Source organism: Vibrio anguillarum (genome assembly GCF_001989995.2).
GTDB classification, from domain to species: domain Bacteria; phylum Pseudomonadota; class Gammaproteobacteria; order Enterobacterales; family Vibrionaceae; genus Vibrio; species Vibrio anguillarum.
In genome coordinates this window covers 1-24,294 of record NZ_JAHGUP010000064.1, presented here as the reverse complement: position 1 = coordinate 24,294, position 24,294 = coordinate 1, and the positions used below count along the sequence as shown (strand labels likewise).

The 24,294-nt window shown below is 44.8% G+C and carries 24 protein-coding genes, 1 tRNA gene and 3 pseudogenes; 14 read left to right on the top strand and 14 right to left on the bottom strand.

The genetic code is table 11. The annotated features are described in order from the left end of the window. Positions 1 to 6 precede the first annotated feature (6 nt). Complete coding sequence (locus tag PL85_RS14335) at positions 7 to 588, top strand: DUF6765 family protein (RefSeq protein ID WP_234826551.1); 582 nt, start codon at positions 7 to 9, stop codon at positions 586 to 588. Next, positions 570 to 684 (top strand): annotated as a pseudogene (locus tag PL85_RS14330) (IS5/IS1182 family transposase); the annotation flags it as partial. The gene PL85_RS14335 and the pseudogene PL85_RS14330, both read left to right, overlap by 19 nt. Before the next feature lie 473 nt (positions 685 to 1,157). Here PL85_RS14330 and PL85_RS14325 read toward each other — a convergent pair. The 3 genes and pseudogenes from PL85_RS14325 to PL85_RS14315 form a co-directional block, all read right to left on the bottom strand. Continuing rightward, a pseudogene (locus tag PL85_RS14325) lies at positions 1,158 to 1,409 on the bottom strand (MarC family protein); the annotation flags it as partial. A gap of 100 nt (positions 1,410 to 1,509) precedes the next feature. After that, on the bottom strand, positions 1,510 to 2,133 hold the full coding sequence (locus PL85_RS14320; protein ID WP_010316907.1) for a lysoplasmalogenase: 624 nt from the start codon (positions 2,131 to 2,133) through the stop codon (positions 1,510 to 1,512). 919 nt (positions 2,134 to 3,052) lie between these two features. Continuing rightward, entirely contained in the window at positions 3,053 to 3,427 is a 375-nt protein-coding gene (locus tag PL85_RS14315; protein WP_026027131.1) for a hypothetical protein, read from the bottom strand. 220 nt (positions 3,428 to 3,647) lie between these two features. Here PL85_RS14315 and PL85_RS14310 point away from each other — a divergent pair, with 220 nt between their 5' ends. Continuing rightward, entirely contained in the window at positions 3,648 to 3,977 is a 330-nt protein-coding gene (locus PL85_RS14310; protein WP_017042056.1) for a DUF2500 domain-containing protein, read from the top strand. Here PL85_RS14310 and PL85_RS14305 read toward each other — a convergent pair. Continuing rightward, complete coding sequence (locus tag PL85_RS14305; RefSeq protein WP_115339431.1) at positions 3,974 to 4,987, bottom strand: acyltransferase; 1,014 nt, start codon at positions 4,985 to 4,987, stop codon at positions 3,974 to 3,976. The two genes, PL85_RS14310 and PL85_RS14305, sit on opposite strands and share 4 nt — an antisense overlap. A gap of 220 nt (positions 4,988 to 5,207) precedes the next feature. On the opposite strand from PL85_RS14305, the gene PL85_RS14300 reads away from it, so the two are divergent. Beyond that, positions 5,208 to 5,678 (top strand): Dps family protein, encoded by a 471-nt coding sequence (locus tag PL85_RS14300; protein WP_013855507.1) that lies wholly within the window; start codon positions 5,208 to 5,210, stop codon positions 5,676 to 5,678. 63 nt (positions 5,679 to 5,741) lie between these two features. Here the strand turns inward: PL85_RS14300 and PL85_RS14295 are convergent, their stop codons facing one another. Both PL85_RS14295 and rhtB read right to left on the bottom strand, forming a co-directional pair. After that, a complete protein-coding gene (locus PL85_RS14295) occupies positions 5,742 to 6,968 on the bottom strand; it encodes an EAL and HDOD domain-containing protein (protein ID WP_013855508.1) in 1,227 nt (408 codons plus the stop codon). Positions 6,969 to 7,004: 36 nt separating this feature from the next. Continuing rightward, on the bottom strand, positions 7,005 to 7,622 hold the full coding sequence (gene rhtB, locus PL85_RS14290; RefSeq protein ID WP_115339430.1) for a homoserine/homoserine lactone efflux protein: 618 nt from the start codon (positions 7,620 to 7,622) through the stop codon (positions 7,005 to 7,007). Positions 7,623 to 7,696: 74 nt separating this feature from the next. On the opposite strand from rhtB, the gene PL85_RS14285 reads away from it, so the two are divergent. The 4 genes and pseudogenes from PL85_RS14285 to PL85_RS14270 all read left to right on the top strand — a co-directional run bounded on the left by PL85_RS14285 (position 7,697) and on the right by PL85_RS14270 (position 11,510). After that, positions 7,697 to 8,707 (top strand): alpha/beta fold hydrolase, encoded by a 1,011-nt coding sequence (locus tag PL85_RS14285; protein ID WP_115339429.1) that lies wholly within the window; start codon positions 7,697 to 7,699, stop codon positions 8,705 to 8,707. Between the two features lie 138 nt (positions 8,708 to 8,845). Further along, entirely contained in the window at positions 8,846 to 9,673 is an 828-nt protein-coding gene (locus tag PL85_RS14280) for a Cof-type HAD-IIB family hydrolase (RefSeq protein ID WP_019281803.1), read from the top strand. Between the two features lie 189 nt (positions 9,674 to 9,862). Beyond that, the gene (locus tag PL85_RS14275) at positions 9,863 to 10,891 is read left to right on the top strand and encodes a COG3650 family protein (RefSeq protein WP_019281802.1); all 1,029 of its coding nucleotides are present in this window, start codon (positions 9,863 to 9,865) and stop codon (positions 10,889 to 10,891) included. Then, positions 10,892 to 11,510, top strand: a pseudogene (locus PL85_RS14270) (tRNA-uridine aminocarboxypropyltransferase). Here the strand turns inward: PL85_RS14270 and yigB are convergent. The 6 genes from yigB to lptM are packed head-to-tail and all read right to left on the bottom strand — an operon-like array spanning position 11,496 to position 16,090. Next, entirely contained in the window at positions 11,496 to 12,209 is a 714-nt protein-coding gene (gene yigB, locus PL85_RS14265; protein WP_017042048.1) for a 5-amino-6-(5-phospho-D-ribitylamino)uracil phosphatase YigB, read from the bottom strand. The pseudogene PL85_RS14270 and the gene yigB overlap by 15 nt on opposite strands. A 3-nt stretch (positions 12,210 to 12,212) precedes the next feature. Further along, on the bottom strand, positions 12,213 to 13,145 hold the full coding sequence (gene xerC / locus PL85_RS14260) for a tyrosine recombinase XerC (RefSeq protein WP_010319873.1): 933 nt from the start codon (positions 13,143 to 13,145) through the stop codon (positions 12,213 to 12,215). Continuing rightward, the gene (locus tag PL85_RS14255) at positions 13,117 to 13,821 is read right to left on the bottom strand and encodes a DUF484 family protein (protein ID WP_115339428.1); all 705 of its coding nucleotides are present in this window, start codon (positions 13,819 to 13,821) and stop codon (positions 13,117 to 13,119) included. Before PL85_RS14255 ends, xerC begins: the two co-directional genes overlap by 29 nt. 24 nt (positions 13,822 to 13,845) lie before the next feature. Beyond that, positions 13,846 to 14,676, bottom strand: a complete 831-nt coding sequence (dapF, locus tag PL85_RS14250; protein WP_010319875.1) for a diaminopimelate epimerase — start codon at positions 14,674 to 14,676, stop codon at positions 13,846 to 13,848. An 11-nt stretch (positions 14,677 to 14,687) separates the two neighbouring features. After that, on the bottom strand, positions 14,688 to 15,941 hold the full coding sequence (lysA, locus tag PL85_RS14245) for a diaminopimelate decarboxylase (protein WP_019281799.1): 1,254 nt from the start codon (positions 15,939 to 15,941) through the stop codon (positions 14,688 to 14,690). Between the two features lie 29 nt (positions 15,942 to 15,970). Then, on the bottom strand, positions 15,971 to 16,090 hold the full coding sequence (gene lptM / locus PL85_RS19100; RefSeq protein ID WP_033197445.1) for an LPS translocon maturation chaperone LptM: 120 nt from the start codon (positions 16,088 to 16,090) through the stop codon (positions 15,971 to 15,973). A 75-nt stretch (positions 16,091 to 16,165) separates the two neighbouring features. On the opposite strand from lptM, the gene cyaY reads away from it, so the two are divergent. Then, the gene (gene cyaY, locus PL85_RS14235) at positions 16,166 to 16,480 is read left to right on the top strand and encodes an iron donor protein CyaY (RefSeq protein WP_017044535.1); all 315 of its coding nucleotides are present in this window, start codon (positions 16,166 to 16,168) and stop codon (positions 16,478 to 16,480) included. Between the two features lie 44 nt (positions 16,481 to 16,524). On the opposite strand, the gene PL85_RS14230 is transcribed toward cyaY, so the two are convergent. After that, positions 16,525 to 19,053 (bottom strand): class I adenylate cyclase, encoded by a 2,529-nt coding sequence (locus tag PL85_RS14230; protein WP_088728525.1) that lies wholly within the window; start codon positions 19,051 to 19,053, stop codon positions 16,525 to 16,527. A 350-nt stretch (positions 19,054 to 19,403) separates the two neighbouring features. Here PL85_RS14230 and hemC point away from each other — a divergent pair, with 350 nt between their 5' ends. The 5 genes from hemC to PL85_RS14205 all read left to right on the top strand — a co-directional run bounded on the left by hemC (position 19,404) and on the right by PL85_RS14205 (position 23,963). Further along, on the top strand, positions 19,404 to 20,342 hold the full coding sequence (gene hemC / locus PL85_RS14225) for a hydroxymethylbilane synthase (protein ID WP_115339426.1): 939 nt from the start codon (positions 19,404 to 19,406) through the stop codon (positions 20,340 to 20,342). A gap of 3 nt (positions 20,343 to 20,345) precedes the next feature. Further along, positions 20,346 to 21,107 carry a uroporphyrinogen-III synthase gene (locus PL85_RS14220; protein ID WP_017048597.1) on the top strand — a complete coding sequence of 254 codons (762 nt, stop codon included), beginning with the start codon at positions 20,346 to 20,348 and terminating at the stop codon, positions 21,105 to 21,107. Beyond that, positions 21,091 to 22,272 carry a uroporphyrinogen-III C-methyltransferase gene (locus tag PL85_RS14215; RefSeq protein ID WP_047690031.1) on the top strand — a complete coding sequence of 394 codons (1,182 nt, stop codon included), beginning with the start codon at positions 21,091 to 21,093 and terminating at the stop codon, positions 22,270 to 22,272. Before PL85_RS14220 ends, PL85_RS14215 begins: the two co-directional genes overlap by 17 nt. Continuing rightward, entirely contained in the window at positions 22,272 to 23,453 is a 1,182-nt protein-coding gene (locus PL85_RS14210; protein ID WP_115339425.1) for a heme biosynthesis protein HemY, read from the top strand. The genes PL85_RS14215 and PL85_RS14210 overlap by 1 nt, the downstream gene beginning before the upstream one ends. Before the next feature lie 366 nt (positions 23,454 to 23,819). Next, positions 23,820 to 23,963: a hypothetical protein gene (locus tag PL85_RS14205; protein WP_157722350.1), complete on the top strand. Its 144-nt coding sequence runs from the start codon at positions 23,820 to 23,822 to the stop codon at positions 23,961 to 23,963. 137 nt (positions 23,964 to 24,100) lie between these two features. Here the strand turns inward: PL85_RS14205 and PL85_RS14200 are convergent. After that, positions 24,101 to 24,191: transfer RNA gene (locus PL85_RS14200), tRNA-Ser, on the bottom strand. Positions 24,192 to 24,294 lie beyond the last annotated feature (103 nt).

Sequence of the window (24,294 nt, the reverse complement as noted above, 5' to 3'; positions counted from 1 at the left end):
GGGATCATGGGGCGCTTACACGTTATCGCTCGTTATGCGGGGGTTGAGCATGCCGACGCTGAAAAAGTAGCGTACGCGGCTCAATATGTAGATGAGACGACCAATGATAAGCCAATATATTTTGATAATGGTGCGATGTATGGCCGTATTGTGTCTGCTCACAAAATGCTCGACTATCGAAACACACAAGAGCTCGCAAATCATCAGGTGTGGATTCCATTTCACTTTCTTCCTGGCAACCAGGGCTTTCCTTCAAACGTTAAACCAGATGGACGACTCATACATAGACTAGTTTGCAAACCAGACAGCGCTGTTGCAAGAGATATGCTGAGAATGGTGGCAACACATTGGCACAAGCCCTACGTGATGGGAATTGCCATGCATGTCTATGCGGATACTTTTTCCCATCAAGGTTTTGCTGGGGTGATCCACGACTACAACAAAGTAGATAACCTCGAATCGTCTTCTAGCTCTCTATTGCAACGAATTAAAGATGATTTGTTTAGTGGCGGTGTATCTGTTTCTTCTCCTCTTGGCCATGGTGCGGCTCTATCTTTCCCTGATAGACCACAGCAATGTATCGAGTGAAACAGTTGTTAGGTGGGGAAATTAAGCCTGAGGAACTACAACACTCAAGTTGGCGAGAGTTATGCCATGATCAAATCGCTGAATAAGCTTACAGGTGATAACAGTATTTTTGGAGCTATCGTAAACTCTGATTCATCCAGAGCTAGAAACGTGAGATTAACACCTCAAATAGCTTTGTTGTGTAATTCGATGTAGCAGCTCAGGAACTTACGACCTGATCAGCTACATCAGTCAATCATCGTAGTCATATGCCGAAACCTCGTTACAAAAAAACTAACTGGAAACAGTACAACAAAGCCCATTTGACTGTACCTCTAGTAGATCACTGCCTTTATTGGACTCAAAAACACAATAAGTCACCATCTATATGTCACATACAATTTTGTCATCACTTAAATGGCACATTAGATCTCTGTAAGAGTACGTTTTCGTTCCATTGGTGCGCAAACCCCGATCATGAAAATATTATATGAAAATATTGTATATAATACTTTCATACTAAGCCCAAACTCACTATCAAAACTGGATTTGATAGTGCTAATTAATTTAAATATTATTCTTTTAGGGGTAACTTTGGTGATGAAGAGAATGATACCGCCAGAAATGCTGAGAGTTTCCGGTTGCACGTGCAAAAAACTCATGATGTTTTTGCCAGCAAACAGGAACAGCATCAAAATGATCAACGCAAAACAGAGTTCGCGCACGAGCACAACACGGCGACGTTTGGGATCAAGGTGTTTTAAGATGGAGAGCATGACCGGTAGATTGCCAAGCGGGTCCATGATCAAAAAAAGCATGGTCGCCGCCGATAAAATATCCATCTATCACTACTCACATCAATTTAAAGTGGCCGCAGTATATCAGCCCCATCATGAGATTTCGATGCTCCTCAAAATAACGATATTTATGAAGCAATAATATTTACAAGGCCACCGAGGCAGAGATTAACGCTTGCGCTAATAAATAGCTGCCAGAAATAAGATAGCGCCCATAAGGCAATGGCCTGCGGTAATCGTGAATAGCTAACAAACTGGCCGAGAGCATCAGCACCAAACAGCCAACAAACCCAGCAAAAGCAGGCACTGTTTGCGTTTGTAGCCACAACTCTCCCGCCGCCCACGCCAACTGAACTAACATCATACCCATAATGGTTACGGGAAAGATCAAGGTGTCAATTTGTGGTAACAATAGGAAAAAAGCCACAATACTGGTCGCAATCAAAAGGGCAGGTAGCCACCACACCATAGTGTCAGAAAGTTGCGCCCAAAAGGCTTTACTGTACATCAACTGTGCGACAAGAAAGCTAGCAAAGCAGAGTTTTGAGTAACGTTGCAACAGATGCAATGTGTCTGCAATGGCCGAAATCAGCAGACCGAGTGTTACCCATAAGATAGGAGAAGTGAGCTGCGTGGTATGGTTTAAAACTATTACCACCAATAACAGCATACTGAGTGTTTTAAACATTACCGCTTGCTTGATTTTGTTACTTTCAACAGCTGAAATACTAATGAATCCAGACAAAGCAACGGAGAGCCAACTCCACATCTCATTTCCCCTTTAAAAATCTGCGGTCAGTGTAGGCATGTCGTCCTTGAAGTCCAGCAGATGAACGCAAAAATTGGATCTTGCTAGCGAATCGGAACGTTGGCTTTATTCAACAACAAAGAGTGGCGAAAACAATCAAAGCTCACTCTTTGCTCACTAACCCTCACTTTCAATCACAACAATGACTCCCAGAGACATTCCACTCATTTACAATACAAAAACAAAGAAAAACCAACAAAAAAAAGACACTAAAACAGAAATTATAAAAATAAAAATAAAAATAAAAACAATGAATTAGACAAAAAACCAAAAGAAAAACCAGAACTTAAAGCCTCTAATAAAAAAACAGCAACAACTGACTTACTAACTAGCAAAAAAACTGGTTTAACCAATTTTATTTGCGAGAACATCTCATTATTAAATTAATTTTTCTCGAAAAATGAGAATTCACCAAACCCTGACAATGATAAGCCACCTAAGATAGTAAAACCAAAAAAAACCATACAAGCAACATCACATTAACCTAATAAAATTAAACAAATTCAACGAATTAAATAAATACAGATTAAAACAGCACCAAGAAGAACATTATATAAACACACCAAAACAAGCACTAAACATTGCCAATATTCCCTGAATATGATGATGTTAAGGTGTTATTTTGGATGCTTCATCAAATTGAGGTTGATCAACTAAACAAAGTAGTGCTATTCTCATATTCATAGAATGAAACCACAGAATAAAGGAGCAGTGTTATGATTTCTTCATCTCAAAAACAGGGACTTGTAATGATCGCGGTTATCGTAGGCCTAATGACACTGCCAATGATGTACTAAGTATCTAATTCCCAATAAAAAAAGAGGACACTTTCGTGTCCTCTTTTTTTATCTAACGATTGAGTAAAACGACCTAATACCATTTATGGCATTGTGACGTGTTTCGATAGGGCTTCCCAATGAAGATAGTAAAAAAGAAGCGCCGCTAACGTGATTAAGGTCATCAATGAAATGGCTACGCGCCAAATAAAACGACCGCTGCGCGGAGTCAGCTCCTTCTCACATTCCTCACACACACGAAGAAATGCTTTGCGATCTTCTAACTGATAGTTATCTTCATGCACAACTTTGTTACGAATAGTGGCAATGAACCTCAGCTTGCCCACCACATCATGTGGTAAACGCTCTTCACAGCTGGTCACCAATTGATGTAACCCCTTCCCCTCAGCGTGATATTGCTCTCTCAACAAGCTTTCCAATCGACGCGTTCGCAAAACCACTTTCTCAATATCTGACATTATCGCCCTCCTGTGCCAACTCTGGTGGCGCTCCATCTATTTTTATCATACTTCCCCACGGAATAGTTGAGCATTTTTGCTCGCTAACCTACCGAGGAAATGTGATATCCGCTGGAAAAAAAACCGTCAAACCAATCAAACTCACGCTTTAGTAGCAAGCAACACTCCTTTGCCATATGTTGCACGCTAAAATGTCGCCTTCATCGCTAAGGAGTTCACCATGCCGCTTTCATTACTTATCGTTGTCGCTTTGTTAGTTATCTCTGCTATTTGGGTATTTAGCTATTTCTATCGTCGCCATGTGCAAGGCGAAAACGCCCCCGAACGCACTGCTAATGTCACGATTATCGACAAGCAAGCCATCGCCATCCCTCATGCTCGCCCTGGGGAAGAGGATCAGGAGTTCTGGATTTACGTCCAAAAAGGCAAACTTGGCCCAAAGCGGGAATTTCAAGTCGGCGTGCATTATTACCATGCACTTAACCCAGGCGACCAAGGAATGCTGACTTATTGCGGACACAAGTTTCTACACTTTGCACTCAAGCGTTAAGGTAATAACCAACGTGTTTTTGCAGAGCGAGCAACCCATATACTCACCGCCAGTGATCCTGCGCCGCTTACGAGAATCCATAACGGGATCACCCATGCGGGATTCCCTTGATCCCACCCATACTCTTTTACAGGCCATAGAAAGATGGGATGTAATAAATAGATGCCTAAGCTGTGCTGGCTTATCACACTTACGACTTGCTTAGCACGAGCGGGCAATCTCTCAGCAAAATATCGACACACGATAAATATCATGCTGGCGGCTAAAACGACGTTCAGTGTTTTATAAGAGAGCCAGCGACCAATCGTATACTCACCCGCTGCGACACTGTGGCTAACCACCATCCATACCGTCGTCAATAGTGCCAGACAGCCAAACAGAATCGCCATACATAGCGTTACCCGGTTGAGTGGCACCTTCTGATAGAGCAAGTAACCCAACGGTAAATAACCAGCAAACAGCCATAGCTCATTGCTCCAAGGGCCATCAATACCGCATAAAAATAAGGTGGTCGTCAGCAGCCACACGGCAACTAATGCGTACAGCGCTTTATCATCAACTCTTCGGACCAGCAGTTGTAGAAAAGGGATCACAAAATAAAGTGGGATAAAGTAATAAAAAAAACCTAAATGGTAATACGTTGCGTGGTGCGTACTGTTACTCAGCACCGCCTTTGCAACTTGCCCATCAAATCCACTCGCACTCCAGCCGGACAAATAAGCATAGAAGAGCGACCAAACGATAAATGGCAGCAAAACTTTGCCAAGACGTCGCTGAACATAATAACGCGCATCAAAAGGGCGACGATCACTAAGCATTAAGGCTCCAGTGATCAATATAAAGACTGGCACAGCCCAACGGCTTACACTATTGATGCCAACCGCAACCACCCACTGCTCAAAAGAAATATCGCCGAGTTGCTGCCGATAGGGGGCCAACACATGAATACCGATCACCGCTACAGCCGCCAAACAGCGCAATAAATCAAAAAAAATAACTCGTTTGGTCATAGTGCCTATCCACAGTGTTTTAAGGTTTCTACTATAAAGTTGAAATAGTTGGCTATGTAATCCGCAAGTCAGTTATCGGTAAAGGATCACTAACGCCATTATAATTAATAGCTAATACCTATCGAATAAATCAATCAAAACGAATTTATTTTGTTCACTTCAAGGTGCAATCTAATGCTTAACAAGAGAAATCACTTATCCATGACAACGAGGTGAACACATGACAACAAATTTGATCGGTTTAGATACCAACCAAAGCCAACAACTTGCACAAGCGTTAAACCAATTATTGGCTAACTACCAAGTGTTTTATATGAATACTCGTGGTTACCATTGGAATATCAAAGGAAAAGAGTTCTTTGAACTGCACGCAAAATTTGAAGAGATTTACACTGACATACAGGTCAAAATTGATGAGTTAGCGGAACGAGTTTTGACTTTAGGTTATCAACCGTTGCATAGCTTCAGCGCCTATTTAGCAACAGCACAAGTGTCAGAACACACTAACGCAACTAATGGTCAAGAAACCATGCAAGGATTGGTTAAGGGATTCAGTGTATTGATCCACCAGCAACGAGAAATTCTTGAAATTGCAACGCAGGCGGGAGATGAAGGCACTTCAGCACTGATGAGTGACTACATCCGCGAACAAGAGAAACTGGTATGGATGCTGAATGCTTGGCTGCAATAAACCCCAAGTTTGGGCAAACCGCCGTCGCTCATGACGGCGGTTTTTACATTCGCACGAAATTTATTACAGCAAACGATGAATATCTTGACTCCAGCGCTGCGCCGCCGAAAGCTCATCACTGACTTGATTTAATTCAAGCCCTAGCAGATCGCAATGGCTTTCCACTCCTTGCCAGTCCGCTTGCTCAAAACACTCCTCAAGTGCCAACAGCTCGCCAATGGGTCCTTCACGCTTTTGCAGTGCTAGTTTGACCACGTCACACAAGGGTAACTGCGCAACCAGCTCTTCAATTGAAATATCCAGTAAGGCATCTAACACAGAAAAAAGACCAATTAAAAAAGCTTGCTCGCGATGTTGACGAAATGAAGGATGCCCAGACATTAATTGGCAAAATTGAGCACGTTGCAAAGAGAGGTTATACAACTCTTTCGGCTTTTTAGCTGAGACAAATGAAGCAACGGCTAATGATACAAAGGTTTTGAGCTTGTCTTGACCAAGATAGACCAAAGCTTGACGAAAAGAGGAAATCGGCACGGATAAGCGATCAGACATAGTGTTGACGAATCTGAGCAACTTGTATGAGAGCGCTACATCTTGCGCGACAATGTATTCAATCCGTTCAAAATCAGCATTTGGCTTACAAACTTCTCGAAAAAGCTCTAAGGCGATAATCTGCTCTGGTCCAACATAACGCTGCTTGATCATTTCTGGTTTACTAAAGAAATAACCTTGGAAAAAGCTAAAACCGGCATTACGTGTCACGGTGAACTGGTGATCCGTTTCAACTCGTTCCGCTAAATAACGACGCTTACTGCCTTCCGCTAAACGCTGACGTACAAACTCGCAAGCGTGATCTAAGCCCAGCGCCATAATATCGAGCTTGACGATGTGCACATAACTCAGAAAGCGTTCCCATTCTGGCGCATACACAAAGTCATCCAGCGCCACCAGATAGCCACGCCGATACAACTCTTTAATCGCCTCAAGCAGTTCATCCGTCGGCTCACAGGTTTCGAGCACTTCCACCACAATTTGTTCCCGCGGCAACGTTAAAGGCAGGCGGCGAATTAAACTCTTGTAGGGAAAATTAATAAAACAACGTGATTTGGGAATATTAGGATTGATCCCCACCGCAAGAAAGTTTTCGACGATCAAGCGATACGTGGCTCGATTCGACTCAATGTGCGCTGGAAACGCGTTTTTTTCCCCATCACGAAAGAGCAATTCATAGCCAAGCGTATGCTGCTTGGCATTTAAGATCGGTTGTCGTGCGACATAAGAATAATGCATTAGTGATTAACAACTAATAATTGAGACATAGCCATCTTAGGACTTCGCCACTGCTAGTAGCGCTCCACAACCAATAAACATCGAGCCAAATACTCGGTTAATCTTACTCATGACACTCTCTGAACGAATAAAGCGCCCCATTCGTGCGGCTAAGGAGGTGTAACCAAGCATCACAATCGAATCAATGGTTACCGTGGTCACGCCTAACACCAACAATTGAATGAACTGATCTTGGGTTGGGTCAATAAATTGTGGAAAAAGCGCCACCAGAAAGACTATGGATTTAGGATTTGTCAGGTTGATCAACACCGCTCGACGCAATAAAGACCAACTCGTTTGCATTTGAGCCGTTGGATTGATCATCATACTTGAACGATCACGCCATTTTTGAATACCTAACCACACCAGATACGCAGCACCAACCCACTTAATCACACTAAATGCCATGGCTGATTGTGCCACTAAAGCACCAATCCCGGCTCCCACCAACATGATGTGAAAAGCCAAACCCAATTGTAAACCCACAATCGCGGCTAGTGATTTACGTGTACCGTAGCTAAGGCCATTGCTGATGGAATTGACCGTACCTGAACCCGGCGCCAAACTAAACAGTATCGCGGTCACCACATAGGCAAGCCAAACATGAGTATCCATTGCAATTCCTCTCAACTAGACTAATCTAGCCTAAAAATGAACTATTCCTCGAATCTGTCCAATAAGAATAATCTATGAATCAGACGAGTCCAAACTCCCCACCTTATACTCAAGAGTCTTTCTTTGAGCAAGTGATCAATACCACGATTGCCGATTTCTGGCACTCCAGAGAAGAAGGTTTTATCAAATCTGCAGATAAAACAAAAATTTATTGGTGCAAACTTACCTCGCCTCAACACTCAAAGGCGATCTTCGTCGTCAACGGACGAATTGAATCTTGCTGGAAATATCAGGAGCTATTTTATGATTTTTTCCAACAAGGTTATGATATTTATTCTTTTGATCACCGTGGCCAAGGGCTTTCTGATCGATTAATCGACGATCCACAAATCGGCCATGTCGGTGAATTTGATGACTACCTTTTAGACATGCAGCGTGTCATTGAGCACTTTGACTTAAGCCATTATGCACAACGTTTTCTCGTCGCCCACTCGATGGGCGGTGCCATTGCGACCCGGTATGTACAAACATACCCTCAACACCCATTTGCGGCTATGGTGCTCAGCGCGCCAATGTTTGGTGTCAACATGCCATGGCAATTACGTCCTATCGCCATGACACTGAGCCAAGTGCTGACGGCGATGTATAGCAAACCAACCTATGCGCCAGGCTATCAAGCCTATTCTGCAAAGCCTTTTGAGATCAACTCATTAAGTCAAAGTCAGGTGCGTTACCAATGGTTTCGAGACCTGTACCAACGCAAACCCGAATTGCAAGTCGGCGGCCCTAGCACGCGCTGGGTATGGCAAGGGCTCATGGCAGCGAAGCTGTGCCAACTGATGACTCGTCAAGTGAAGTTACCAACACTCATCTTGCAAGCAGGACAGGATGACATTGTCAGTAATGCGGATCAAATTCGCTTTGTCACTAAGCTGGCGAAAACCAATCCATCTAGCAAGCTGGTCATCATTGAAGGAGCAAAGCATGAGCTCTTTTTTGAAAAGGATTGCTATCGAAACCAAGCACTTGATGAGCTATTTAAGCAATTCCAATCTCTTGAGAACACAGTTAAATCAAGATGTTAGAACTGAGCAAATAGAGGAAATTTCAATTGAGCGTTTTACCCTCTTTTTCCTCTTTAAGATGGCGTAAACTAAGCCACACCAAAGTTTCTCCACCATCTGCGATCTGCAAACCAAATCGACCATGATAATGAGGGTTTTATGACCACCGAATGTAAAGAGCACGCGATTCATATCGTGGCGTCCGATCTCGACGGTACACTACTTGCGCCAAACCACCAATTGAGCGAATTCACCAAGCAAACGCTACAAGCACTTCACCAAAAAGGCTTTACTTTCATCTTCGCTACCGGTCGCCATCACGTTGATGTGGCGGGTATTCGCCAGTTAGCGGGCATTCCAGCCTACATGATTACTTCCAATGGCGCGCGCGTTCACGATCAACATGACAACCTGATGTACAGTAAAAATGTACCGCAAGAATTGGTACAGCCCGTCATTGATGTGTTTAAGCAAAACCCTGATATTTTTGTTCACATCTATCAAGATGAATCGTGGTTATTGAATAAAGAAGATGAAACGCTGCGTGATTTCCACGAAGAATCCGGCTTTAGCTACCAAGTATTTGATGTCAATAACGCACCTACCGAGGGCGTCGCCAAAATATTCTTCACCCACCCAGCGCAAGATCATGAGTTATTAGCTCAGTTTGAAGAACGCTTAAACGATATTTTTGGCGACAAACTGAACGTCGCCTTCTCAACACCTTGGTGTTTGGAAGTGATGGCAGCAGAAGTGTCGAAAGGGGATGCGCTCAAAGCCGTTGCAGAATCATTAAACCTGACCCTAGATAACTGTATTGCGTTTGGCGATGGTATGAACGATGTGGAAATGCTGTCGATGGCTGGTAAAGGCTTGGTGATGGGCACATCGCATCAAAAAGTGTTCAATGCACTGCCGAATAACACAGTGATTGGTAGCAATGCAGAAGACGCCGTGGCTCACTATTTGCGTGAAAATTTATTGTAACAGCAGCCTGCAGTAACGAGCGGTCACAAAACACAGCGCCATTTGAGCGCTGTGTTTTTGTTCATAACGGCTTTGCGATTTATCTCTGATACTTGTCCGCGGGTTGTTAAATTCACACCCATCAGTTCAATTTGCCAGCGCCTTTGTGCCATAATCCAGCTTCGTTGCATTGCCCAAAAAGAGTCTGCTATGAAAGTGCTTCACTGTTCCGCGCTGTTATTGACCACGTTAATGCTGCAAGCCTGCGCGACAAAAAACGCATCACAGCCACCAGCCGTACCGATGGCGAGTTTGGATAAACCCAGTTCAATCAAAGCACAGTCCTTTATTATGCGTGGAGAAGTCGTGGTAGGTCATGAGGCGCAAACCTTTACACCTTGTGGTAGCAATCAACAATATTGGCTAGCACTGACGCCACAGCAGACTCAGCAAGCCTTGAGTTTGGCTCGCTCGCCTTATCAGCCTTTGTATGGAGAGCTCATCGGTACTTTATCAGCGCCAAGCCGCACAGGCTTCGATGCCGATTCCAGCGCACGTTTCAACGTGACCAGCATCAATATGCTCAGTGCTGAAAATCCTAAACGCTGCAATCAACCACTCAAATCGACACGCGCTTTTGGCAACGAACCGTCATGGTCCATTCACTTTGAAGGGAAAAACCTTAACTTTCAAACCATCAGCGGTGAAACTCAAACATTCGCTATCACAAAAAGTCAGCTATCTGAAACCAAGCGTGAGTACCAAATAAATCAAGGTTCGCTGCTCCTCACACAAAAAATGTGCAGTGACGGGATGAGTGACTCGCTGTACGGCTGGAGTTCCACCTTGAAGGTCGGTGAGAAAAGCTATCAGGGGTGTGCCACCTTAGGTAATAGTGATGCGACGCTTCCATGGGTTGGGGCTTATCATGCTACTTCGAGCCAAAATAGGGATTTCACGATTCGTTTGCAACTGAATGCTGATCATACCGCTAGCACTCATTATGACTACAACGATGGTCAGCCATCGACCGTAGAAAAGGGGTTTTGGCAGCCATTAAACCTAAATCAGATCCAGGTTGTCATGACGCGCCACCAGCAACAATATCTGCTTTCTGAACGTATCTTTACTCGCACTGGTTACCAACTGAAAGCAGAAAAAGAGAAGGTGGGCGATGTTCTCTACCCTATCGCCAATGGCGGTTTAACGTTATTTTCTGAAAATATCGAGACACCATAAGTGACCAGACCGTGCCCGTGCCCTTGCCCTTGCCCAGTTTGCCATTTTAGCTATCAATGCCTCTGTTCACTGCAACCAACACTGGATAGCCAACTGCGCATTGCACTACTGATGCATGAAAATGAACCGCATCGAGCGACCAATACTGGCAAGCTGCTGCTGCGTAGCTTGCCCAATTCCTCGGTGTATATCTGGGACCGAGTCTCTACGGCGAAATCATTACAAAAGAGAATTCTGGATGAGAAGTTAAACGCGGTGGTTATTTTTCCTTCGACGCGCAGTCAATCGCTCACCGAATACCAATCTCTCTCAACGTCTGACACTCAAGAAATCGTGTTTATTATCCTGGATGGGACATGGCAAGAAGCCAAGAAGATGCTCAATAAGAGCCCTTGGTTATCCGATTTACCGCAGCTACACCTCACCCCAAATCAAATCTCTCAGTATGGATTAAGGCGAAATCAAGATGCTGGTCATTTATGCACGTTAGAAGTGGGCGTTGAGCTGCTCAACTCTCTCGGAGAAGCAAATAATGCGAGAGAGTTACGCGCGTTTTTTTACTTACTATCTCAAGGCTTTTCAAGCGGATAAAAGCGGTCACGCCCTAAAGCTGCAGTAATGAATCCAGTTGATGGATTTCAATATCAGGCAACACTTTAGCCTTACGACTGGCGAGCAAGGTTTGGCCTTGATCGTTATACCAACAGGCTTGGAAACCATTGCATTTTGCGCCTTGCACATCGGTTATCAGATGATCACCAACGTGTAAAATCGAGGCTGCAGGTAGCTGTAATGCAGCCTGCGCTTTGTCAAAAAGATCCGGATACGGCTTAGCCAAGCCATCGGGACCCGCTTTAAAAATTTGTTGAAAATAATGCCCCAAGCCAATTTTGTGCGGGTCAACATTGCCGTTGGTAATCGCCACTAACGGCATGCGCTTTGCCAGTTCGGTCATCACGCGGTGCGTCTTCTCTGGCACAGTGATTAAGTGACGTAACCGCAACACTTCTTCAATGGCATTCTGCGCAGCCTGTAAAGCAAGTTGCGGCGAATAGCCTAATTGAATTAAGCCTTGTTCTATCTGCTTAAATCGCCACTGAGTGACATCATGGCCGAGCAGTGGCTCTTGCAGCGCCAGTTGCTGTTTAAGTTGCTGCCACCAACTTATCGGACGCGTCGCGGAAAGCGGATGATGAGTGTGCAGCCACACGACCATTTGCTGCTCAACATGACGGATCACTGGATGGTTGTCATACAGCGTGTCGTCCAAATCAAAGCTCATCGCTTTAATGGGGCCGATATTGCGATAAAAGTGCATGCGTTACTCGCTCTGTTTCTTTTTACGTGCTCTTGGGTGCGCTTGGTCATAGGCCTGCGCAAGATGTTGAAAGTCCAAATGAGTATAAATTTGCGTCGTCGAAATATTCTCATGACCCAGCAACTCTTGCACAGCACGTAAATTATTGCTCGATTCAAGCATGTGAGTCGCAAAAGAGTGGCGCAGTTTATGTGGGCTAATATGGCTAGCCACCGCCTGCTTTTGCCCCCACTCGGCCATGCGTTTTTGTACGTTGCGATGAGAAATACGAACACCCAGCTTTGAAACAAACAAGCTTTGCTCATCAGCGTTCGCAAACTGCGTCCGTATTTTCAACCAATGCGCCACCCATTCTTTGGCTTGGCCAGCAAAAGGCACCTTACGTTCTTTATCCCCTTTACCCACCACTCGAATCTCGCCGCGGCTAAAGCTCAGGTCTTTTACATTAATGCTGACGAGCTCCGCTAAACGCAACCCAGCACCATACATCAATTCCATCATGGCTCGATCGCGCACTGATAGCGGATCATCATCCTTGACTTCGAGTAGTTGCGCGACTTCATCCACATCTAAGTTTTTCGGTAACGGGCGTTTTTTACGCGGTGCTGCAACGCCTTTGGCCGGGTTAGCTGTCAGTTCACCACGCAAGATCAAGAAATCAAAAAAACTGCGCAATGAAGAGAGACGCGTCGCTAAACTGCTGGCTTTCATCCCTTCACGCATCCCTTTGCTCGCCAGCTGCCGCACCCAAGCGGCATCGACTTGTTGCCATTGATTCAGCCCCATCTGCACCAAATGCTGCGCCATGGTTTCCAGCTGTTGTTTGTAATTGCGTTGGGTGTGCAAGCTCAACCCTTTCTCGCTCCGCAGATATTCATAGAAGCGAGTTAAGGGCTGCTGTAAGCCGTTAGGCAGAGGTGTGGCTGATTCGGTCATGCTCAATCGGTTGCCAAGGTAGAGTCTCAATTAAATGAGAGAGAACTAACGCCAAATGACGTAAAAAGAGGGTATCCATACTCGGTTGAAAATGGCCGCCATCTTCACTTGCAAACGCTAATACGCCTTGTGATGAGCGCTTACCTAATGGTAGCACCACATACGAACCCATTTCTGGCACAGCGGTTTGTTCACCAAATAACGCTTGGCGATCCAACTTTTTCATACGCCCTAAATAAGCATTTTTGCCATTAAAATGGTTAGTTGCAAAACGCTGCCATTGCTCTTGGGTCAATTGATAATCGGTTTCAGGCGAGGCCAGTAAACGTATATACGCTACCAAACCTAAGGTTTGCGCTTTGTTTTCTATTGCCTTGCATACTTGCGGCATTGAATGACATTTTAAGATCTGCTCTTGCAGATCCATAAATTCGTGGAAAGTGCGGTCATTATTGGCCGCTAATGACATAAAGGCGGTGATCTCTTCCTCTAACTCCTCAATTCTCTGGCGCTGACGATTCAGTTGTACATGCACCAAAGAGACCGCACCTTGTTGATGGTGCGGCAAGGAGAGCCTGTCAACCAGCTCTGAACGCTGGAGGAAAAAATCTGGGTGATCTCGTAAATATTCAGCCACAACTTCGGCTGTGAGTGCATCCGCTTCAACGTGTGACAAAACGATTCCTTATCTTACTTAACCCTAACAAGAGACTTGACCATCAAACACATGAGTCGCAGGGCCTGTCATATAGAGTGGCTTACCCGGCCCTTGCCAGTGGATCTCTAACGAGCCACCAGGTAAATGTACTGTCACCTCTTCCGCCAATAACCCTTGAAGAATACCAACGGCAACCGCGCCACACGCACCACTGCCACACGCTTGAGTTTCACCCGCGCCACGTTCATAAACACGTAGCTTCACTTCATTGCGATTCAGCACTTGCATGAAGCCTGCGTTAACACGCTCTGGAAAACGCTCATGGGATTCAAGCAGTGGACCCAAAATTTCAACCTCAGCGGTTGTCACATCCTCCACCACTGTCACCACATGCGGATTGCCCATGCTCACCGCCCCGCAGAACAAGGTTTTCTCTTCAACGCGCATGATGTAGGTTTTCTCTGCCTGTTTGGCTCGAAATGGAATCTTATTAGGCTCAAATTCTGGTATGCCCATGTTGACGGTGATTTGATCATCCTCTTCAACATTTAAAACCATTTTGCCTTTTTTAGTCGTGACTCCAATGCTGTACTTATTGGTCAGCCCTTTCATCCGCACAAAGCGAGCAAAGCAACGTGCGCCGTTGCCACATTGTTCAACTTCGCTGCCATCGGCATTAAAAATACGGTAGTGAAAATCACTTTCCGGATCATACGGCGCTTCAACCACTAATAGCTGATCAAACCCCACGCCAGTATGACGATCCGCCAAGCGGCGGATCAAATCAGGGGAGAAGAAGACGTTTTGTGTAATGCAATCAACGACCATGAAGTCATTACCCAAACCGTGCATTTTAGAAAAATGGAAATGCATAATGCTTCAATTTACTCCGGCAGAATACGCTCTAATGCCCATAGGCTCGATAGTGCTTCACGCTGACGAACAAGGTGGGTTTGTGCACCATCCACCATCACTTCCGCCACGCGAGTACGTGTATTATAGTTCGAAGACATCACAAAACCGTAAGCTCCTGCTGAGCGAACCGCCAGTAGATCTCCCTCATCCAAGACCAATGAACGATCTTTACCCAAGAAGTCACCGGTTTCACAAATAGGCCCAACCAAATCATAGGTTAGCGCTTCACCTTGGCGCGGCACAACAGGAACAATATCTTGCCAAGCCTGATAAAGCGCTGGACGCATCAAATCGTTCATCGCCGCATCAATAATGGCAAAGTTTTTGTGTTCGGTATGTTTGAGAAACTCTACTTTCGTCAACAACACGCCCGCGTTAGCCGCAATAGCACGTCCCGGTTCAAAAATCAGTTCGAGACCTTGATGGTTACTCAAACGCGCCAACAAGGCTTTGGCATAATCGGAAGGCTGCGGGGGTAACTCATCGCGATACACCACACCTAAACCACCACCAACATCCAAATGTTTAATGGTGATCCCTTCCTCTTTAAGCTGATCAATTAACGCAAGTAAGCGATCGGTTGCATCAATAAAAGGGGCAATAGCAGTCAGTTGAGAGCCAATGTGGCAATCAATACCATGAATGCTGAGATTCTCTAGGCTTTGTGCCAAGCGATAAACATCCAGTGCACGGTCAAAAGCAATACCAAACTTATTGTCACGCAAACCGGTTGAAATATAAGGGTGGGTTTGTGCATCCACATCAGGGTTGATGCGCAGTGAAATCGGTGCTTTGACACCCAGCTCGCCAGCCACTTTATTTAAACGTGCTAATTCAGGCTCGGATTCAACGTTAAAGCATTTAATCTTGAGCTCCAACGCGCGTTTCATTTCAGCTTCCGTTTTACCGACGCCAGAAAATACCACTTTCGCCGGGTCACCACCCGCCACCACAACACGCTCTAGCTCTCCTGCCGAAACAATATCAAAACCTGACCCTAAACGCGCCAACGTGTTTAATACGCCTAAGTTTGAGTTAGCCTTCACCGCATAACACACCAGATGAGGGTGTTCGCCTACCGACTTATCAAAAGCATGCCAGTGACGCTCTAAAGTAGCGCGAGAATAGACATACAAAGGCGTGCCGTATTGCTCAGCCAACTCTGTTAATGCGACATTTTCAGCCCAAAGCTGACCATCGTCCTGATAATTGAAGTAATCCAAAATTCGTTTCCTTTAAGCTAAATCAATGACTATGGCTGAGGTTGTTCACTCTGCTCAGGCTCTGCTGGCATGTATAACGGCCCGGTTTGACCACACCCTGCGAGAGCAAGGAGTGACAACATAAAAAGTGCAGCGATTGATTTTTTCATTTTGCATGTCGTGATTATTGAGTCAATGCCCCCTATAATCGCACCACAATCAGGAAAAGCAATAGGATAGACAGGATGAACGATACTGAATTTCACCAACTTGTCGATGAGCAGCTAGAAATCATTGAACAAGCAATAGACAACGCAGGTGCCGACATTGATTACGAAACCTCAGGCAATGTGATGACGTTAGAATTTGATGACCGCAGCCAAATTATTATTAACCGCCAAGAGCCAATGCATGAAATTTGGCTGGCATCAAAGTCAGGCGGTTTCCATTTCAAACTGATCGACCAAAACTGGATTTGTTCAAAAACAGGGCTGGAATTGATTGCGATGGTGAAACAAGAATGTGAAAAACACGCTGGCGAAACGATCGACTGGGTGTAAAGCAACAACGCCAAGTGACAGATGTGTGACTTGGCGCTACCGAACTAAGCGTTGACCGCTTTTGAAGGACGAGAATAGAGCGCGGAATCGTTACGATAAGGGACAATATAGCTTTCCCCTTCTTCTGGGTGGACGATTTGATAATACTGCGGCAGATTGAAGTTAATAAGTTTAGCGGAGAGTGGGTTACCGTCGCGCACTGAGGTATAAAAGCTGTTGACGTTAGTGATCATCTCATCTTTTTCGCCGCTGAACTGGTGATAGACTTCAATTTGGTTCGACTCATCCAACACATAAATGTTGAAGCCTTTATCAGTATCTTCAAAGAAAAACTGCACTAAGCCTTCACTAGCAAAACCATCGACGATTTCCGGCAGTTGATAATCTTGATCGCGATCGAGCATTAACAGCGGTGAACCTTTCAATTTGTTGGTTGAAATACTGCGGTAAAAATCTACCGAATTTTCCAACTTCTGTACCGAAACCCCTCGCCGTTCAAAAAACAGACCATACATTTGATCGCCAATGCGTAACGCTTTAAAACGGCGACGTTTCTCTTGCTCTACCGGTTTCAAACGCAAATCGATACATTCCGCCAGCAACTGGTACACCATGTTGCGCATCACGCCACGCAGACTTTTGCTGTAACAAAATACATCGACAGACTCTGGCGGTAGCGCATCTTGGTGCATTTTGCCAAGCACGGTTTTCAACGCGTCGAGCATCGCCGTTTCGCCAGTAAAATGGAGAGTCCGTACTTCATGCCACGAGTTGCGATACACCAAATCGACACTACCGACTAAGCTTTTTTGTTCAGATCCGAAACTGAAAATATCTATATTTTTCAAATCAATTTTGAGCGACTTACCGCTTAATTCCGCAGTAGGATCATTTTCAAAGTTGATGAACATCGCCAGTTGACTGATTTCACAAGGGCTCGCTAAGGCCTGCATGGTCGGCCGCCGCTTACGCAACGAGAAGGTATTACGCAAATCGCTAACCATTTGATAGAACTTATCAATATCCAACTGTGCGTCACGTACTACTGAATGCAAATGAGTTGATTCCGTGATCAAACCATTAAAGAAGGCCCAAGAAACCAGCTTACTGAGGTATTCATTATGCTCAAGGAAAGGTTGGCCAATCATACGATGGGCAACCAGAGGCTGTTTATACAGATACCAGCCCGCTTTATTGGTTCGCCCTTCTCGAACTTGAATGAACGAGAGATCCGGCTCGTGCAGATCTGGCGAAATTTGTGGATTCAGTAGCGTAACTTTACCCGGCAACACCTCAAACACCGCATACAACTTACGTGCGAGGATTGATATATCTTGTGGGCTAATGGCCGAGGTGATGTCATTACGGCGTGCAAACTGGATCAAGTTTCGATAGCTCAGCATCAACGCATCTAACAACGCATGGTGGACAACTTTAACTTGTTCGACTTTCCAATTACGGCGATTGTCTAATTCTTGAACAACAGATTCCGACCAATTCCATTGCTGAATCATGTGGCTTAATGCTTCTCGACGCCATGCCACTGAGCCTAAGCTCGGCTCACGGGATAACTTTTCATGCGTTTTGAGATAAAAACAACGACGCACCAGATCAAGACGGGCAGAATCACCAATACGTTCAAGGTAACGCGTCACTTTTTCAAGCATCAAATAGTAAGCATCCATACTGTACAAATCAGGTTCATGAGTAAAAAACCGTCGTTTGGTATCAATGCTTAATAATTGCGTGTGTGGGTACTCCCACGAATACGCCTCAAGCAGAATCGCTTTTAACACTGACTTGTAAGGCGAGTCGATGCTTTTATAAAGCTGCCAAAGGTTTGCGCCGAAATACTCTTCAGCAGGAATGCGGTTCAACTTACCAAAATCGATCCATTCACTGCAATTAATGTAATCATTGCTGCACAATTCGTGCACGTATTCGTCGTAGCACTCTTCCATTTCAGGAGGCACGATTTGCCACAGTAAACGCTTGCCTGCCAAGCGAACAGCAGAGCGATAGAACTCGTCTAATAGCAGGAGATGTTGCGATGAACCGCAGTTTTCGCCTGTCATCTGCTCAGAATGATTACTGCGAAAACGTAGCTCATCCATCAAGAAAAAGTTGGCTTCCACCCCTTGGCTCTTTGCCCAATCGGTGATCAACAAACATTTGTTGCTTAAGCTTTCCCGCTCATCACAGCTCATACTCGATGCTACACATACCCAAATATCTAAGTCACTCGAGGTGCTTTGACCGATCGACGAGGTACTGCCCATGGTATACAGAGCAAGAATAGCGGGGGTGTCTGCGGTCGGTAAGGGTTGACCTAAGGTGAGTTCTGTATCTTCAACCAGCTGACGTTGGATGTCGTTAGGCTCAAAACCATAGACACCATAAGGGACTTTTGCATCGTAGTAGCCGGGAATAATCGGGTGATTGAAGTGCAGTAATGCAGGAATGAAATGAAATACACGTTGACTTTGCAAATCCATGAGCGCCAGCGCACGCTCGGTACGTTGCTGGTTGAGATTGTCTAATCGTTGAATTAACGTCTTGGTGTAAGCCTGCAAGGTTGATTCCTTGGTTGAAACATTAACACGCGCTTTGATTATATTTTATTCTAAAGCACCAAAAAAACGTGATCAATCTAACATTTTCTTTCCATTTGGTAAAGCCCTCTCGATGCATATCACACTCAGGCAGAGCATGCCTACAATGCACCCCAATGACCTTGGCTATAGTGTCGTAGCTATTTACACTTTGTCGTAATAGCTCATTATATAAACGAGATATAAATCACACAATTTTGACCAATTTATGCTATCTCTTCATCAATCCTTCACAGCGACGATCTAGTAGTAAACCTTTCATAGCGGGAATGATAGGATTAAACCATCCATTACCTACACTCGGGATTATCATGACTCACGCAACACCCATTCGAATCGCCACACGTAAAAGCCCGCTCGCCCTTTGGCAAGCTTATTATGTTAAAGATGCGCTGCAAGCGGCTCATCCTGGCCTAGAAGTGGAATTAGTGACCATGGTAACCAAAGGCGACGTCATTTTAGATACGCCTTTAGCTAAAGTGGGTGGTAAGGGGCTTTTTGTCAAAGAGTTGGAAGTCGCTATGCTTGAAGACCGAGCCGATTTAGCAGTGCATTCAATGAAAGATGTTCCCGTCGATTTCCCTCAAGGGCTTGGACTAGTGACGATTTGTGAACGCGAAGATCCACGCGATGCTTTCGTTTCAAACACCTATAAAAGCATTGAACAACTGCCTCAAGGTGCCATCGTCGGCACCTGCAGCCTACGTCGCCAATGCCAACTCAAAGCATATCGACCAGACCTTGTGATTAAAGAATTGCGTGGCAATGTCGGTACTCGTCTTGGAAAACTCGATGCAGGTGAATACGATGCGATTATTCTCGCCGCAGCAGGTTTAAAACGTTTGAAGCTTGAAGATCGCATTCGCAGCATTATTGAACCAGAACAATCGCTTCCTGCAGTAGGGCAAGGTGCAGTCGGGATTGAATGCCGTTTAGATGACGAACGTTTAAGAGCATTGCTTGCGCCACTCAACCATTCTGACACGGCTGATCGCGTGAAATGTGAACGAGCCATGAACCTAACATTAGAAGGCGGTTGCCAAGTACCTATCGGTAGCTACGCATTGCTCGATGGTGATCATATTTGGTTAAGAGCATTAGTCGGTGAGCCTGATGGTTCTAAAATTGTGCAAGGTGAGATTCGCGGCCACCGCTCCGATGCCGAGCAATTAGGAATCACGCTTGCCCATCAATTGCTCAATGATGGAGCGCGAGATATTCTGTCCAAACTCTACTGCGAGCACGAATAAAGCATGACGGTGTTGGTCACTCGCCCCGAAAATCAAGGGATTGAACTTTGCCAACAATTAGCGGATCTCGGTATCCGCTCCGTTCACCATCCACTGATTCAGATTAATGCAGGAGTCGATCTCCCGTATTTACTCCCAGAACTTCAGCAATGCGACATTATTATTGCGGTTAGCCAAAACGCGGTGACGTTCAGTCATCAATTTTTGCAAGATCACCGATATTTTTGGCCAAATGACGCCAGATACCTTGCCGTTGGTCAAAAAACCGCACATGTTTTCAGCAAATTAAGCCAACAAAAAGTACACTATCCGCAGATAAGTGACAGTGAACACCTGCTTGCCCTACCGCAGTTGCAATCAATATCGGGCCTTAAGGTGATGATTTTACGTGGTAATGGCGGACGTGAGCTCATCCACGACAGCTTAATCGAGCGTGGTGCTGATGTGGTGTATAAGGAAGTGTATCGACGCGATACGATCACCCTCTTTGCCGCCGAATCGATATCTCTGTGGCAGCAACAGCAAGTCACTCAGTTAGTTGTCACCAGCTCAGGTCAACTCAATTTTATGATGGATCAATTCTCTGATTCACAACGACTCTGGCTGCTAAATTTAGCTCTTTTTGTCCCAAGCGAGCGAATTCGACAAGAGGCGCTGCACATGGGATTTGGGTGCGTCACGAACGTGGGAAGCGCCTCCAATACAGAACTCGCGGCTAGTATTAGCCAATCTAGACAGGACTCTAAGCATGACAAGCAAAAATAATAACCCGCATATTGAACCTGAAAAAGCAGCCACACCTCCTCTGGTTACAGAAAAAGACGCAACGGATAACCTTGATTCACCAAAAAGTTACGTGCAGGATCCCACGTCTCAGCCTGAAGAAAAGAGTGATAAACGAGCAAAGCGCAGTATCAAACTTTCTGTTATTGCAATTAGCCTATCCATCATTTTCAGTGGTGGTATAGCCTATCAAATGCAGCAAAAAGACGCCTTTTACCAAGCCAAAATCAACGCATTGCAGACTCAATTAACACAAACCCAAAGTCAGCTCGCGGCTGAAATCAATCAAATAAAGCAAGAAACACAAGCCAAAGCGGACCAACTCACTCACAAAACTGACGTAGCCTTGAATCAACAGCAAAAAAGTATCGACAGCTTGCAACTGGCGATAGCTGATATCAAAGGCCGCCGTCCCAACGACTGGCTACTAGCAGAAGCTGACTACTTAGTGAAACTAGCAGGCCGTAAACTTTTTCTAGAACATGACATCGTCAGCGCGACCAAGCTAATGGAAAGCGCTGATCAGCGTATTGCTGAATTGAATGACCCAAGCTTAGTGCCGCTACGCAAAGCCATGGCGCGTGACATTACTCAGCTCAAAATCATCCCATTGATTGATCGTGAAGGGCTAGTGTTACGCTTAACAACCTTACAGCAACAAGTTGACACTCTACCGCTGGCCAATGCTATGTTGCCTGAAACTCAGCAGCAATCAGCACCACAAGTTTCCGAAAATATTAACGACTGGCAAAATAATCTCGTTAGCTCATTGAAAGACTTCTCGGAGAACTTCATTACCTTCCGCACTCGAGACGGTAATGCCATTCCGCTACTGTCACCTGAGCAGCACTTCTATCTAAAAGAAAATCTCAAAGCAAAATTAGAAACCGCCATCAAAGCCGTATACGCAGAACAACAAGAGATTTATACAACGGCACTGAGCACAGCAGATAAATGGTCAGCCAGCTTCTTTAATTCCGATGATCAGAGTGTGCAGCAGTTTAATCACGCGCTATTGCAGCTCAGTAAACAAAATATACAAGTGCAATATCCAGTTAAACTTGAAACTCAGCACGAACTCGCTGATGTCATCACTGAACGCCTACGCCGTGAAGTTTCTCCAATGAGCGTTACGGAGGACAAGTAATGTTTAGAGTCATCTTTCTTTTTGTTGTATTAGGGGCCGGTTTATTTGTCGGAACCCAATATGCTGGCCAGCAAGGTTATGTTCTTATCTCTATAGCTAATAGAACAATAGAGATGAGCGTAACCACCTTAGTGATCTTTGTGATTGCACTCCTCTCTGGATTATTTAGCTTAGAATATCTCCTCAAAAAAGCATTCTATGCCAGTTCAAACACATTAAACTGGTTCAGCGTACGTAAGTTAAAGCGCTCTCGCCGTTATACCAATGAAGGTATCATTAAACTTCTAGAGGGAGACTGGAAGCAGGCAGAAAAGAAAGTCACTCGCTGGGCGAACCACCATGATATGCCGCTGCTCTGCTACCTTGTTGCATCGGAAGCTGCGCAGGGAATGGACGACAGAGCAAAACGAGATCACTATTTAGATCTCGCCAGTCAGCAAAGTAATGCAGGCCTAGCCGTTGAATTAACTCGCGCCAAGCAGCAAGTACGAGAAGAAGAGTTTGAGCTGGCGCTAAGCACTCTATCAGCATTACAAGCCACTCATCCGAATAACACCATCGTGCTCAACTTACTCAAGATAACATACGTGCACCTAGAACAGTGGCAACCGCTGCTTGAGCTTTTACCTAAGCTCCAAAAAGCAAAACAGATCGATACGGACGAGAGCCAACAACTGAACCAAAAAGCACAATGCGGTTTACTAAAAAACGTGGCCCAGCAGCAAGGTAGTGAAGGCTTAATCAATCATTGGGACAAGCTTCCAAGGAAAACCAAAAACGACGTCATTTTAACTCAATGCTTCATCGAGCAGTTGATTCAACGAAAAGCAGATTCGGAAGCATTTACCGTCATTAAAGAAACATTAAAAAAACATCCAATGCCAGCTCTGTATTCATTATTGGCAGAGCTCAATTTACCAGATAGATACCCAGCAATTTTGTTGTTACAAGAAGCCATTAGTAAGGATAGTGGTAACGCCGAAGCACACAGCGCACTGGCTCAATTGTATATGAGAGAGCAGAAATGGGCAGAGGCGCAAAGCCATTTGGAAAAAGCGTTATCGCTCCGTGCCAATGTATCTGATTACGCTTATCTTGCCGATAGCCTTGAAAAACAAAACTATCCTAAAGCCGCCGCAGAAGTCTCACGTAAGGCACTGACCATGATAGAGCATGTTTAAATGGCAATCTAACTAAGCACCTAAAAATAACCTTATACCAATTAAAGAAAAGTACGATCTCATTAAGGCTATCTAACTATTGTTAAATATCACGATGGATAGCCTTAATAGCACCGATTTCAAAACGCTGGCGAGCCAACAAAAACCATCCTAATTCTACTATTACCCGCTTGAACACCTGGGATTTCCTGGATAATTTCTTGATCAAAATGCCATTTGACTTAAGGCCGAGCACGGCACAAAACCTCGAACTGTGAAGCCACAGCGATTTGAATATGCGTATTTATTTGGGTCGGCTTGGGTCATGCCCCTAAAAATGAATAGGTGAGGCCGTCGTTATAATGGATGGTGCTGGTAGGTATATAAGTGCAGTTTAGTCATGTCAGTGTCATCACGTTTCTTCCTACTCACCGTGCTAAATCCAATAGAGCAAGTGTGCAGTTGGCTCACGCTAACCAACAAAGTTTTGCGGATCACAACGACATTATGTCTGAGGTGTTCAATGTGTAAAATCGATTTTTGGAAAGTACAGATAGGGTGATCAAGATATGTTCGAGGGATTGAATTAAGCTATTAATTTTCCAGATTGGCATGTTGATATAAAACGAAAAAAACCGCTGTAAAAACAGCGGTTTTTTCTTTAAAAGTGGCGGAGAGATAGGGATTTGAACCCTAGGATAGCTATTAACCATCGCCGGTTTTCAAGACCGGTGCTTTAAACCACTCAGCCATCTCTCCACAAATTGTCACTAAAAATTAGTCTTACTTTGATAATGCTATATTTTTAGTTTTGCTTTCATATTTTTAATGATATGTAAGCGATATTCAAAGCCTGGCGATG

Bases quoted from the DNA above. Each gene is read 5' to 3' on its own strand.
- dapF (WP_010319875.1), bottom strand. From the start codon at position 14,676: ATGCATTTCCATTTTTCTAAAATGCACGGTTTGGGTAATGACTTCATG.
- PL85_RS14220 (WP_017048597.1), top strand. From the start codon at position 20,346: ATGACGGTGTTGGTCACTCGCCCCGAAAATCAAGGGATTGAACTTTGC.
- PL85_RS14285 (WP_115339429.1), top strand. From the start codon at position 7,697: ATGAATCAGACGAGTCCAAACTCCCCACCTTATACTCAAGAGTCTTTC.
- PL85_RS14210 (WP_115339425.1), top strand. From the start codon at position 22,272: ATGTTTAGAGTCATCTTTCTTTTTGTTGTATTAGGGGCCGGTTTATTT.
- cyaY (WP_017044535.1), top strand. From the start codon at position 16,166: ATGAACGATACTGAATTTCACCAACTTGTCGATGAGCAGCTAGAAATC.
- PL85_RS14300 (WP_013855507.1), top strand. From the start codon at position 5,208: ATGACAACAAATTTGATCGGTTTAGATACCAACCAAAGCCAACAACTT.
- hemC (WP_115339426.1), top strand. From the start codon at position 19,404: ATGACTCACGCAACACCCATTCGAATCGCCACACGTAAAAGCCCGCTC.
- PL85_RS14295 (WP_013855508.1), bottom strand. From the start codon at position 6,968: ATGCATTATTCTTATGTCGCACGACAACCGATCTTAAATGCCAAGCAG.
- PL85_RS14335 (WP_234826551.1), top strand. From the start codon at position 7: ATGGGGCGCTTACACGTTATCGCTCGTTATGCGGGGGTTGAGCATGCC.
- PL85_RS14275 (WP_019281802.1), top strand. From the start codon at position 9,863: ATGAAAGTGCTTCACTGTTCCGCGCTGTTATTGACCACGTTAATGCTG.
- PL85_RS14320 (WP_010316907.1), bottom strand. From the start codon at position 2,133: ATGTGGAGTTGGCTCTCCGTTGCTTTGTCTGGATTCATTAGTATTTCA.
- PL85_RS14215 (WP_047690031.1), top strand. From the start codon at position 21,091: ATGACAAGCAAAAATAATAACCCGCATATTGAACCTGAAAAAGCAGCC.
- lptM (WP_033197445.1), bottom strand. From the start codon at position 16,090: ATGAAAAAATCAATCGCTGCACTTTTTATGTTGTCACTCCTTGCTCTC.
- PL85_RS14280 (WP_019281803.1), top strand. From the start codon at position 8,846: ATGACCACCGAATGTAAAGAGCACGCGATTCATATCGTGGCGTCCGAT.
- xerC (WP_010319873.1), bottom strand. From the start codon at position 13,145: ATGACCGAATCAGCCACACCTCTGCCTAACGGCTTACAGCAGCCCTTA.
- PL85_RS14310 (WP_017042056.1), top strand. From the start codon at position 3,648: ATGCCGCTTTCATTACTTATCGTTGTCGCTTTGTTAGTTATCTCTGCT.
- PL85_RS14305 (WP_115339431.1), bottom strand. From the start codon at position 4,987: ATGACCAAACGAGTTATTTTTTTTGATTTATTGCGCTGTTTGGCGGCT.
- rhtB (WP_115339430.1), bottom strand. From the start codon at position 7,622: ATGGATACTCATGTTTGGCTTGCCTATGTGGTGACCGCGATACTGTTT.
- PL85_RS14315 (WP_026027131.1), bottom strand. From the start codon at position 3,427: ATGTCAGATATTGAGAAAGTGGTTTTGCGAACGCGTCGATTGGAAAGC.
- yigB (WP_017042048.1), bottom strand. From the start codon at position 12,209: ATGCACTTTTATCGCAATATCGGCCCCATTAAAGCGATGAGCTTTGAT.